10 protein-coding genes are annotated in these 13,116 nt (G+C 38.5%); 3 read left to right on the top strand and 7 right to left on the bottom strand.

What is annotated here, in order from left to right:
• Window positions 1–30: 30 nt before the first annotated feature.
• The 3 genes from ytfE to norV all read right to left on the bottom strand — a co-directional run bounded on the left by ytfE (window position 31) and on the right by norV (window position 3,484).
• Window positions 31–693 (bottom strand): iron-sulfur cluster repair protein YtfE, encoded by a 663-nt coding sequence (ytfE, locus tag GWJ01_RS04220; RefSeq protein WP_098941606.1) that lies wholly within the window; start codon window positions 691–693, stop codon window positions 31–33.
• A gap of 191 nt (window positions 694–884) precedes the next feature.
• Window positions 885–2,039 carry an NADH:flavorubredoxin reductase NorW gene (gene norW, locus GWJ01_RS04225; protein WP_109401640.1) on the bottom strand — a complete coding sequence of 385 codons (1,155 nt, stop codon included), beginning with the start codon at window positions 2,037–2,039 and terminating at the stop codon, window positions 885–887.
• Entirely contained in the window at window positions 2,036–3,484 is a 1,449-nt protein-coding gene (gene norV / locus GWJ01_RS04230) for an anaerobic nitric oxide reductase flavorubredoxin (protein WP_161710734.1), read from the bottom strand. Before norV ends, norW begins: the two co-directional genes overlap by 4 nt.
• A 190-nt stretch (window positions 3,485–3,674) precedes the next feature.
• Between norV and norR the strand changes: the two genes are divergently transcribed.
• Window positions 3,675–5,192 carry a nitric oxide reductase transcriptional regulator NorR gene (gene norR, locus GWJ01_RS04235; protein ID WP_075673994.1) on the top strand — a complete coding sequence of 506 codons (1,518 nt, stop codon included), beginning with the start codon at window positions 3,675–3,677 and terminating at the stop codon, window positions 5,190–5,192.
• Window positions 5,193–5,291: 99 nt separating this feature from the next.
• Here the strand turns inward: norR and dmsD are convergent, their stop codons facing one another.
• The 4 genes from dmsD to GWJ01_RS04255 all read right to left on the bottom strand — a co-directional run bounded on the left by dmsD (window position 5,292) and on the right by GWJ01_RS04255 (window position 9,894).
• Complete coding sequence (gene dmsD, locus GWJ01_RS04240; protein WP_161710735.1) at window positions 5,292–5,861, bottom strand: Tat proofreading chaperone DmsD; 570 nt, start codon at window positions 5,859–5,861, stop codon at window positions 5,292–5,294.
• A gap of 78 nt (window positions 5,862–5,939) precedes the next feature.
• Complete coding sequence (locus tag GWJ01_RS04245; protein ID WP_161710736.1) at window positions 5,940–6,839, bottom strand: dimethyl sulfoxide reductase anchor subunit family protein; 900 nt, start codon at window positions 6,837–6,839, stop codon at window positions 5,940–5,942.
• Window positions 6,836–7,477, bottom strand: a complete 642-nt coding sequence (locus tag GWJ01_RS04250) for a DMSO/selenate family reductase complex B subunit (protein ID WP_075673997.1) — start codon at window positions 7,475–7,477, stop codon at window positions 6,836–6,838. The genes GWJ01_RS04245 and GWJ01_RS04250 overlap by 4 nt, the downstream gene beginning before the upstream one ends.
• Complete coding sequence (locus GWJ01_RS04255) at window positions 7,474–9,894, bottom strand: DMSO/selenate family reductase complex A subunit (RefSeq protein WP_161710737.1); 2,421 nt, start codon at window positions 9,892–9,894, stop codon at window positions 7,474–7,476. Before GWJ01_RS04255 ends, GWJ01_RS04250 begins: the two co-directional genes overlap by 4 nt.
• Window positions 9,895–10,340: 446 nt before the next feature.
• Here GWJ01_RS04255 and GWJ01_RS04260 point away from each other — a divergent pair, with 446 nt between their 5' ends.
• Together GWJ01_RS04260 and GWJ01_RS04265 are read left to right on the top strand one after the other, a co-directional pair.
• Entirely contained in the window at window positions 10,341–11,126 is a 786-nt protein-coding gene (locus GWJ01_RS04260) for a helix-turn-helix domain-containing protein (RefSeq protein ID WP_161710738.1), read from the top strand.
• Between the two features lie 503 nt (window positions 11,127–11,629).
• Window positions 11,630–13,090: a basic amino acid/polyamine antiporter gene (locus GWJ01_RS04265; protein WP_109401634.1), complete on the top strand. Its 1,461-nt coding sequence runs from the start codon at window positions 11,630–11,632 to the stop codon at window positions 13,088–13,090.
• The last annotated feature ends 26 nt before the right edge of the window (window positions 13,091–13,116 follow it).

Consider the following 13,116-nt stretch of genomic DNA (forward strand, 5'->3'; position numbering starts at 1 on the left):
GGGATAATGAAATCCCCTGTATGTACACGACTACTCGCCCGCTAATGCCCTTGGAAATAATAAGTTGTTTTCTAAGCTAATATGATTCATTAAATCATCGATAAGCTCATTAATACCATTATAAAGAACTCGCCATGTGGTGCAGGCCTCAGGTGGTGGCGTGACGTTTTTGGTAATAAACTTAATCACTTCAACAATTTCACCAGCATCATCATGTTCGTGTTCCATAACACTAATGGGTGCTCCTGCTTGGCTTCCTAATCCATTTTTTATCATAGGAAAGAGAATGCGTTCCTCTTTCATCATATGGCTTGTCAGCTCATCTAATAATAGCGTTAACTGACGAGATAGCCCTTTAGGAACAGTCGGTTTTGCTTCATGAACCCGCTCTACTTTTTCTGCTTGTAGAATAAGCTCCGGTAATTGTGCTCTATGTTTGTCATGATAACGAACAATAATAAAATCAATAATTTCACTCAATGGAGCTTGTCGCCAATCTTTTTCTAATGGCTGTTCTGAAAGGGCAATTAATTTACTTTCAATTTCATCAATATTGAGTCCTGCTTTCTCTGCAGATTTGCTTAATGTTCTTTTTCCACCGCAACAAAAGTCGAGGTTATATTGACGGAATATGGCACTGGCGCCAGAAATAGATAGAGCCAGTTGGCCTAGTGGTTGATCACGTAAGTTCATAGTTTCACCTGTTTATACTCGTCATACTTCAAGTTGTAGCGTTGTTGACTGCGTTCATTCGCACTAGTCACATACTTATGTATGCTCCTAGCGACTCGCTCACTTGTCGCCTAGCTACACCTAGAATTATTTAGAGTATCTATTTGTGTCTATTCAAGTTGCAGCGTTGTTTGGCGATATCACTATTAAAATTAAGCGGGCAGCGCTCTTAATAAAGCAAAGGCTTCTTTTACCTGCTCTTCTGTAACCACAAAGGCGCGTAATACATTGTTATCATCAAAGCCTTTGGCGATAACACCCGATTGTGTTGTATTAATATTCCACGTTAAGTCATTACGAGCAGTTTCACCGGCAAGATGTAGAGGCATTAACGGTGTTTTCACCCGAATAATCATTGGCGGTAAATTCAGTGGAGTATTATTTTCACCAACGAGTGATTTGGCTAAGTGCATCGCACTTAATTGTATTGGCTGCAAAAATGGTAATAAGTTACCGTCGATTTGCGCACAATCACCTAAGGCATAAATATTGCTATTACTGCTTTGCAGATATTCATTCACAACAATCCCACGATCAGTATGCAAACCCGCAAGATGAGCAAGCTCTATATTCGGCGTGAGTCCTGTTGCGGCAATAACACAATCAACAGTTAATTGATGGTGTTGATTAAATGTCGCTAAAATACCGTTATCAGTTTGTGTTAATGACTGTAATGGTGATTTCAGCATTAATCGCACACCAATTTCAGTGAGGCTAGATTGCAAACGACCACTAAGATCAGACGGGATCAAGGATGATAATAATTGCCCTGAAATATCTGCAAGGATCACCTCTTTACCTGCCCGACTAAAATCCATGGCTAATTCAGTGCCAATTAAACCCGCACCTAAAATTAATACACGCTTAGCTTGGTGAATTTGAGCTTCATAAGTTCGGTACTCTTGTTGGCTATTAAGTGTAAACATTAGCTCATGGCCTGAAATAGCAGGACAATAAGTTTTGGCTCCAGTGGCTAATACCAATTTATCGTAATACCATTGCTCACCTTTGGTACTTTGAATACGTTTTTCATCCGTATTAATATCAACAATTTGCGTATAAGGATAAATGGCTAGTTGATATTGTTGTGCAAAGTCTTCAGCTGTTTGTTTTGTTAGATCATCCGCATTTTGAGCCAGACTAATAACATGGCTTAAATCCGGCTTGTTATATTCATCAATACTGTCTGATGCAATTAAAGTAATGGGAATATCTGCATTAAATTTGCGAATGTTTTTAACTAATTGGCGTGCGGCAAACCCCGCACCAATAATAACAATCCCATTATTGAGAAGGTCTGTACTCATTTTGCCTCCTTTGCAAGCGCATCAAAGACATCTTTTCCTAATGAGCATTCAGGGCATAAGAAACTATCAGGGACTTCACTCCATGGTGTATTAGGTTGAACGTTTTGTATTGGTTCACCTACTGCCGGATCGTAAATCCATTGGCATACACTACATTGCATACGTGGACCTAAGTCGATTGCTTCAATCTCTGTGATAGCTTCAGGTTGTGATGAGGTTATACAACAAGGTTGAGTTGCAGTAAGTGGCGCTAAAGCCCATTGGCGTGCAATTTCACGGCCATATTCACGACAAATCTCTTGAGCTTGCATGTCTGGACGCCATTTGGTTTTTAGCGCTAGTGCGGTTTCAAATCCAGCATCCATCAAGCGGGTTTGAATGCGGTCAACAGCACCACCATTCCAACCATAACTCCCAAAAGCAGCAGCTTTCTTATTACGAAAACGTAAGCCCGTCATCTCTTCAAGCATGGCAGCAATTTTTGGCATCATGACATTATTCATTGTTGATGAACCAACAAGTACACCTTTAGAACGAAATGCACTGGTGATAATGTCATTTTTATCACTTTTGGCGACGTTATAGCTTTTTACAAACACGTTAGGATCAATTTCATTGATACCTTGTGCAATGGCATCTGCCATCATACGGGTATTGTTAGACATGGTGTCATAGAAAATAGTGATACGATCTTCTTGGTAGTCAGCAGCCCATTTTAGATATAATTCAACGATTTGTGTTGGATTATCACGCCATACCACGCCATGAGAAGTAGCAATCATATCAACAGGTAAATTAAAGCCTAAAATTTCATTAATTTTTGGTGTCACAAGGCGACTAAATGGCGTCAAAATATTGGCATAATAGCGTTGGCATTGCTCAAATAATTCCGTTTGGTCAACTTCATCGTTAAATAAACGCTCATCACAATAGTGCTGGCCAAAGGCATCATTACTAAATAAAATCGCATCACCAGTTAAATAGGTCATCATGCTGTCAGGCCAATGTAGCATTGGCGTTTCAACAAAAATTAGTTGTTTGCCATTGCCAATATCAAGGCTGTCGCCTGTTTTAACGATATTAAAATTCCATTCAGGGTGATGGTGGTGGCCATTGATTGAATCAATCGCATTTGCTGTGCAATAAATCGGGGTATTAGGAATAAAAGACATCAGCTCAGTAAGAGCGCCAGCGTGATCTTCTTCTGCATGATTAATAATAATGTAATCAATCTCTTCCAGATTAATTTGAGCTCGTAAATTTTGCACAAACTCGCGACTAAATTTATGGTCAACTGTATCAATAAGGACATTCTTTTCTTCACGTATTAGGTAACTGTTATAGCTACTTCCTAATAATGTTTTATATTCAGTGCCATGAAAATCACGAACTTCCCAGTCACGTTGTCCAACCCAATTAACATTATTTTTAACATGAATAGCCATTTTGTATTGTTCCTTCTCATTAATCTTTTCATAGGGATATGTATAGATATAATCAAGAAGCGTGCCAGTTCTTATCTTATTGTTTTAAAATGATTTTTGTTTTTGTGGTGATTTAAATATTGTCAATATGACTATCTTTATCATGTCAAAATGACCATAATAACAGTCATAATGACTATGAGGTGTTTTTATGGGCTTTTCCGTTGATGTGTTGGCTAAAATTGCCATTGAATTACAAAAAGATGTGGGTCATCAAGATAGATTTCAGCGACTGGTGACCACGCTTCGGCAAGTGCTAAATTGCGATGCAGCTGCGTTGCTTCGTTATGAGCCTCATCAATTTATTCCATTAGCCATAGATGGCCTTGTACCTGATGTTTTAGGTCGTCGATTTTTACTTGAAGGGCATCCTCGCCTTGAAACTATCGCGCGTGCAGGGGATGTGGTTCGCTTCCCTGCGGACAGTGATTTACCCGATCCTTATGATGGACTTATCCCAGATAGAGAGCATTTAAAAGTTCATGCATGTGTGGGATTACCATTATTTGCTGGGCAAGATTTAATTGGTACGTTAACACTTGATGGAATGGACCCTCATCAGTTCGATACTTTTAGTGATGAAGAATTACGTTTAATTGCGGCATTAACCTCTGGTGCATTAAATAATGCGTTATTGATTGAGCAACTCGAAAATCAAAATATGTTATTTACGCCAACCAATACGTTTAAGCCCACAGTAAAAACAGAAATTATTGGTTTATCGCCTTCGATGATGCAACTGAAAAAAGAGATAGAAATTGTTGCACCCGCAGATATGAATATCTTAGTGAGTGGTGAAACGGGAACCGGTAAAGAGCTGGTGGTAAAAGCCATTCATGAAATGTCTAATCGTGCAGATAATCCGTTAGTCTATTTAAATTGCGCGGCACTTCCTGAGAGTGTGGCAGAAAGTGAATTATTTGGGCATGTGAAGGGGGCTTTTACCGGCGCAATTAGTCATCGTAGTGGTAAATTTGAAATGGCAGATAATGGAACTTTATTTCTTGATGAGATAGGGGAGTTATCATTATCACTTCAGGCCAAATTACTGCGGGTCTTACAATATGGCGATATTCAACGTATTGGTGATGATCGTAATTTACGCGTTAATGTACGTGTATTAGCGGCAACGAATCGCGATTTATGGGAAGAGGTATTAGCGGGAAATTTCCGTGCCGATCTTTTCCATCGTTTAAGCATTTTTCCTTTGCATGTTCCGCCATTACGAGAAAGAGATGAAGATATTTTGCTATTAGTGGGTTATTTCTGCGAGCAATATCGTCAGCGTTTTAATCTCACGCAGGTGATTATTAGTCCTGAATTACGCCTTTATTTATTACACTATTCTTGGCCGGGTAATGTGCGTGAATTAGAACATACCATTCACCGAGCAATTGTGTTGGCAAGAGCTGGAAATAAAACTGATAGCCTTATTTTACAAGTTAGTCATTTTGCTTTAGGGGCTGAAAATCCAGTTCACTCTGCCTCTCAAACATTACCTTCTGAAGAAAAGAATTTAAAAGAAGCAACGGATGAATTTCAGCGGGATTTAATTAAACAAGCATTGCTACGTAATAACCAAAATTGGGCGGCAACGGCGCGAGAATTATCACTCGATCCAGCTAACTTACGCCGTTTAACAAAACGCTTAGGATTAAAGTTGTCATAATTTAAAAAGAGAATGTCTTAAACGAAAAAAGGTAATTTGGGTGCGTGGTCCAAATTACCTTAAATAATTATGTTAGGATGATAAGTTGTTAATAAATTTCTATTTTCTGAATGCGTTCACCGTGATGGTTACCAGTTCTGTTAACGTGCTATAAAATTGGCTATACCCACTCATTTTTAATTTATTTAAATAGTGAGGTAGCCATGTGGTCAAATGAAGGGATAATAATTCATTAACCGCTTCTTCTCTGTTTTCCGATGCCAATACCGCTGCTTGAAATAACATCAAACCGATATGATCAACAGGCTCTGGAAAAGACGTGTTTACTTTTAAACGTTCCCGTTTTAAAAACGCACTCAGTGCAAGGGTAGAATCTCCTTGTAATAAGCCCTCTGGATCTAAATAGACTGAACCCCAAGGAGGAGCTGGTAATGCATTAGGGCCAACAAAAAGATTTTGCCATTGGGTTTTTAATTGCTCTGTATCGATAGAAACAGAATCAATTAAACGTTCACACAAGCGGTTTTCAATTTTACAAGGCCACTGTGCTGCAAAATCCCCAGTTTTAAAAAAGTTGAGTGCAGTTTTATTGGTGTCATCATCAGGTGGGAATAAATAACAAATTCCCAATAAATTAAATGCAGCCGCATAATAAGAGAGTCTGCTCATAATTTTTGATATTTCCTTAAACAAACCCCAATTAATGAGGTTTGTTTTTTATTATTTAAACCACAAGCTCAATTACAATTAGTGAATTGAGTAGAAAACATAACGCAACATAAAGTCAGCGATAATCGCGATAACGCAGCCAAGTGCAAAAATAGACTCAGTTGGTTTACCTTGATTTTTAGGGGCTAGGAATTTCACTAAACTATAGCCACAAGCCAATACTGCAAAGGTTGCTAAGATCCAGCATGTAGTACGTAACGAACCGATGGAGTAATACACTTGAACAGGTGATAACGGGAATGTCACCGATTTTTGGCTATATAACGTGCTAGTTAAATATTGCTCATAAAAAGGGTGATACAGTAATCGACCCATTAAGCTAAATGCCATTATTCCCCATAATTGCCATTTCCAGCGCATTGGGAAAGAGTCTTGTGGTATTTCAATACCTAACTTACTTCCTATACGTTGTAATACTTTGATCAGCAAAAAGAAAATAGCCGCACCAAGCGTTAGCATCGCACCGAAGAACATCACGTAAGTATTAGGATCCATCCATGTCAAAATGGAGGTATGGCGATAAATCGATGCCATGCAATAAATATCAAATAGCCCAATCAGAATACTGGTACTTAATAGAAGCATTGAGAGTTTGCGAGTGCGCCAGAGCCATAAAAAGGTTAATCCTAGGCAACCGACAAAAATAGCAGTGACGGCAACTTCACGACTTAACCAAGCAGAAAAAATATTTCTAATGGCATTAGGGGCATTTAATGGCACACCTAAGTGAGTAATTGAAGCGATAGAGCCTAAACCGGCTAATCCACAAATAATAAATAAGGCTAACAGCATAAAGTGATAGTAGCTTTCTGCATTGAGATAATGAGAAAGGCGACGAGCAAAAAGCCCTGTTGTTAGCGCAAGACCGATGGTCGAATTCATCATAAATGTGAAGATTAATAATGACCATTCATTCATTTTCTTTCTCCCTTATTATTAATTCCGTCATTATTGGCACCCTGATGTGGGTTAATAACAAGGTTTGGATGCGTTATTTCAGGGGAAGGTAAACCAGTGACATAATCTAAATCGCCATAGCGTTCACGCAATTCGTCAATAGGACCAAATTGGATCGCACCTAGCGGACAAGTCGCAACACAAACGGGTTGTTCACCTTTTTGCTGTAAATCGATGCAAAAGTCGCATTTTGACATCTGTTTGGTTTCTGGATTCATTTGTGGTGCGCCATAAGGGCAAGACCACGCACAAGCACCACAACCGACACATTTGTCTGTATCTACCATGACGATGCCGTCGCCTTCACGCTTATGCATTGCTGTTGTTGGACAGTTTTTAACGCAAATTGGGTCATCACAATGATTACAAGAGATAGATAACGTGTAAGCAAAGACATTATTGACCAGCGCACCTTTAGGATTGCGAGTATAACCGCCACCAGTGATTTCATAGACACGACGAAACTTGCGTCCAACATCGAGGTTGTTTTTATCTTTACAAGCAACCTGACACGCCTTACAACCTGAACAGCGAGCGCTGTCGATATAAAACCCTAACTGTTTGTTACTCACAGCGGGATAAACGATAAATTTACTCATGCTTTTGCTACCTCGACCAATAATGTTTGGTGAGCATTGCCGTGTGCCATTGCGGTGCTACGGGATGATGTTAATACGTTGGCACATCCACCTTGATCTATGCCTTTTGCATCAGGTTGCCACCAAGCACCTGCTTGCAAGGCGACGACCCCAGGCATAATTCGTTGTGTTAATTTGACGGGAACGATCGTGATCCCACGATCGTTATACACTTTGACTTTCTCACCTTCTTTGATGTTTCTATCTTGAGCATCTAACGGGTTTAACCAGAGTTCTTGGCGCTGTACTTCTTGCAACCAAGGGTTGGCAAATTGCGTTGAGTTTGCGCGGTTACGCCCTTTCCATGTGATAAGTTGTAGCGGGAATTTATCCGTTAACGTGTCTTCAGGGCCCTCAATGGCAGGTACATAATGAGAGAGTGCAGGAATATCGACATTATTCATGTCATATAAACGCTTAGAAAAAATCTCAATTTTGCCTGATGGCGTTGGGAATGGATTATTTTCGATATCTTGGATATTTTTCTCAAACGCCACATTTTGAGTATGTGGACGATGTTTTAATAGATGTCGACGTTTAACCAACAACTCTTTAAAGGTTGGAATACCATCTTCAGGGCGTTTAATACTCGCGTCATCGACTAAATATTCAATCCAATCGCGATCAGTCTCTTTACCTTCGCTAAATTGCTCACCTACACCTAATTTATCGGCGACTTCTCGTAACCAATCGTAGTCAGTACGACGCTCAAATTCAGGCTCAATAACTTTTTCAGACAGAATAATGTAGTCGCCATAGCTCCATGTACCACCGATATTCCAGCGTTCTAAGAAGCTGGTTTCTGGCAGTAAAATATCGGCATATTTTGCACTTGGGGTTAAATAGAGATCACTACAAACGATAAATTCTACTTTTGATTCATCTTCAAGTACTTTTGCGGCATGAAGAATATCGGTATTTTGGTTTGTCATGTAGTTACCCGCCATTGAGAAAATCATCTTGATTTCAGTATCAAGTTTCTCGGCATTGAGTAACCCATTTTGTGGCGTGACTAAGTTTTTATCTTCACACGCTTGTACCCAGTTGGTGATATTGATTTTCGCTTTTACTGGGTTAGTTAATAGGCTTGGCCCTGCAATGGTTTTACGCAATTCAGAGTTTAAAGCCATACCATAGCCAGCGGCCCAACCACCACGAACACCCACATTACCAGTGATAGTCGCAAGTAATGTCGCGCCACGCGCCGTCCGTTCACCACAAATATGACGTTGAGGACCCCAACCTTGCATTAATGCAGCCGGTTTTGTCGATGCGTATTCACGAGCTAGCTGTTTAATAGTATCAGCCGGCACTTTAGTGATGGTTTCAGCCCATTCAGGAGTTTTCTTAACACCATCTTTTTTACCCATTAAATAGGCAACTAAAGACTCATTCTCACCCACACCTTCAGGCATTTGGTGTTCATCAAAGCCAACTGTGTATTTATCGATAAAGGCTTGATCGTGCAGATTTTCGCTTACGATGACATACATCATCGCATCCATCATGGCGTTATCCGTTGTTGGCAATAACGGGATCCATTGATCAGCTAAAGAAGAAGCGGTATCTGAATAACGCGGGTCAACGACAATAAATTTAGTGCCGTTTTTCTTCATTTTTTGGAAGAAATGGTTTGAATGACCAAAAATAGTTTCGTTAGGGTTATGACCCCATAAAATCACAAGAGGGGTATTTTCTAACGTATCGAGTGTGCTACCACTGGCCGCTGTGCCGTAAGTATAAGGGGTGACGGCAAGGGTATTACCGTTACTGACTGAGTGATAGTTTTCCAGAAAACCGCCTGTGAGATTAAACAGACGACGTAACATATTCGCACCAGAGAAAATACCACCAGTAACACCTGTACTTAAGCTGACAAAGCGAGATGCTGGACCATATTGCTGGTTAATACGTTGCATATTTTGCGCAATAAGAGTGGTTGCCTCTTCCCAAGTGATGCGTTCAAATTTGCCTTCGCCACGTTTACCAACGCGTTTCATTGGGTATTTTAAACGGTCTGGATGATAGACAAATTTACGATAACCACGGCCTCGTACACAGGCACGCATAATTGGCATTTCTTCATCTAAATCAGTATCTGGGCGAGTGCTAATACGGGTAACTTTGCCATCTTTTACATGGGCACGAATGTCACATTTACCGCCACAGTCAAAGCTACTACAAGTTGAAACAATGCGCTCACCATCTTCGGTTGTTATTGATTTTACTGGGATAGCGTTGTCTGTTGTCGCAGCAAAAGAGTTTGATGCGAGAAAAGGAAGGGTGACTAATGCTGAGCTCGCTTGAATAAAGTGACGGCGGCTAACATCGTTGAGAATGCTCTTTGTATCACTATCGTGATCGGACTGATTGCTCATAATGAACTCTACCTTAAACATAATAGGCGGATCCCGATATACCCGATACTTGATATAAAGAATGTGCGTGATTTTTCTAGGCTATGAATAAAGGGAATGTCTGGTATCCGCTGCATTATTATTGAATGCATAGATAATTGCAGAATGCTCGAAATAACATCTGCGAGAGGGATAGTAGTTGATTAATCTTTTGCCAACATTCTAAAACCAGACAACGACATTCGAATTTCAGCCTATTTACAAGGGGTGTTAAAAGCTCGTTTTTTGATTGTTAATAGGGTTTGTTAAATAGATATCAAGAAGGTTGAAATTTTACATAAGGTATTTTCGTTATTTATTTAAATATATAATGATTTTAATTATATAGGTCATTATTTGCCAGTGTGTAGAGTGTGGGATAACTGTTATATTAAAAGAACGAAAATAAAAAGAGAGCGACCCAAATTGTGAGAAATGTACCTTTAAAAAGCGTTGATTCACTTGACCGAGATGTTATTGCGCTGGGTACAGACTATTTGCCCAATACGTTGTTAGAAACGCATCAACATCGTCGAGCCCAATTTTTATATCCTGCAACGGGTTTAATTGAAGTGAGTACAGATGATGGTGAGTGGGTTATTCCACCGTCTTGTGGTGTGTGGATCCCACCAGAAACTGGGCATGAAACGCGTATGTTAGATGTGAGCACTCGAAGCTTGTATATTGAGCCTTCCGCAGCACCTCGATATAGCAAACAATGTGAGGTTGTCAGTGTTTCTCCTCTTTTTCGCCAACTATTACTTGAAGCCGTAGATGTGCCTGCAGAATATGATAAAAAAGGACGAGATGGTCTTTTAATGCAGCTCATTCTATGTGAATTAGCGAAAGCAAAACCGTTACCATTTTTTGCACCTATTCCACAAGACAGTAAATTAGCTAAATTATGTCGTGATTTTATTCGTAATCCCAAAATAGATTCTTTACCGCAACAATGGGCAGATAAATTACATAAAAGTGAGCGCTCTTTTAGCCGTTTTTTCCGCCAACAAACAGGAATGTCATTTTCACAATGGCGACAACAAGTCTGTTTATTGAATTCATTAACACAAATCTTATCAGGACGTGGTATTACTGAAGTTGCCTTTGATTTGGGTTATAACAGCGCTGGCTCATTCTCGACGATGTTTAAAAAACAGATGGGACAATCGCCTTCTCATTTTAGTATGGATGGACTGAAATTGGATCGTTTTTAATATTTAATTTCAATTATTATTCTTTTTAAGATTCTTTCCAATATTTTAAATAAAGAATAATTCTTTTTAAGATTTACCTTATATGTTAATTACGTATTTATTACTATTTCAATAAAAGAAAAGCATACTAAATTTATATTTAACTATTTGATTAATATATATAAAATAACAAAAACTTTTAATATTTGTTTTATATTAATATAATTGTTGCCTGATAATGAAAAATATATCTTTTTACTTTTTATGAAGATGATTGTTATATGTATGAAATTTTAAACACTTGATTTTTTGATTCTTATCTATTGGAGTTGATCTGTTGTTGTTTATTTTCTCTAGGTTTTTAAATATTAAAAATCATTAATGTTTAAGTCATACTTTTTTCATTTATACATAATAAGTTACAATTATCGTAATAGTTTCGAGTGTGTGATTTTTATATTCCACTATACTTGTTCATTAGCTCATCATGTTAATACAGAAGTTGTTACAATAGGGTCAAGAATATGTCAAAAGGCAATTCAAATAATAATACAGGCCAGAAGATAGGACTACTTGCGTTGATTGCCATCGTAATCAGCTCAATGATAGGTAGTGGTGTTGATGGATTACCGCAAAATATGGCAGCAACATCTGAAATTGGTCCAGTCATTATTGCTTGGCTAATTTGCGGTTTTGGTATGTATTTTATTGCCCGGATCTTTATGGTGCTTTCAGATATTCGACCTGACCTTCAATCAGGTATTTATATGTATGCTCGTGAAGGATTTGGTGCTTTTGTTGCTTTTATTGTTGCTTGGGGTTATTGGTTAATGACCATTTTTAGCAATGTTGCTTTTGCTATTATGGTGATGGATACCTTAAATTATTTCTTACCTGGTGATTTTAAAGGCGGAAATAATATTCCCTCTATTATCGGTGCTTCTATTCTTATTTGGGGATTTAATTACCTTGTTTTATCCGGCACGAAATTGGCGGGTGCAATTAATATTATTGGTACGTTTGCGAAGTTAATTCCTTTAAGTATTTTCGTGTTTATACTGGTTTACTTCTTGAATTATGAAGAGTTAACTAATAATTTTTGGGGAAATTCAGCATCTATTTCAGCCGATAATTTAGGGCCTATTCCTGCACAAATTTTAGCGCCTTTAGATGTTGCTCTGTGGTGTTTTATCGGTGTCGAAGGTGCGGTTGCGTTATCTGGTCGAGCGCGCAATAAAAAAGATGTGGGCAAAGCAACATTGATAGGGTTTATTGTCTCACTGATTATTTGTATTTTTATTTCAGTATTACCTTTTGGGGTTTTACCGCAAAAAGCATTAAGCGTAATACCAACACCATCAACAGCCGGAATATTAAAAACTGTTGTTGGGGATTGGGGAGAGTGGTTAATTAATATCGGCGTATTAGTGTCCGTATTAACCAGTTGGCTAGCTTGGACGATGATTTGTGCTGAAATACCTATGGTAGCGGCTCAAAATGGTACCTTTCCTAAAGCATTTTCAGTAAAAAATAAAAATGGCGCGGCCTCTACCTCTCTGTGGGTGAGTAGCCTATTTATGCAATTGGTTGTCTTTGTTGTTTATTTTTCTAATGATGCTTGGCTAACAATGTTAGCTATTTCTGCATTAATGGTTCTACCTGCTTATTTGGCGACATCGGCTTATTTATTACAGCTTTGTTTGTCGGGTGACTTTTCAAAATATGCCAATAAAGGTAAGGCTTCTGCTTTAATTAGTGGATTTATTGGATTAATGTTCTGCTTGTTTATGTTTTATGCTTGTGAAATTAAATATTTAGCGATGGTGCCTATTTTACTGACATTAGGTATTCCCCTTTTTATTTGGTCGAGATATCAAGAGCAGAAGACACTATTTAATCCAACAGAGCGTATTTTATTTGTTTTTATTATCTTACTGGATGTATTGACGATTTTTCTATATCTCAATAATTATATTGAATTTTAATTATTGTGCATAATTATTAATTGAAA

The organism is Proteus sp. G2618, assembly GCF_009915995.1.
GTDB lineage: Bacteria > Pseudomonadota > Gammaproteobacteria > Enterobacterales > Enterobacteriaceae > Proteus > Proteus terrae.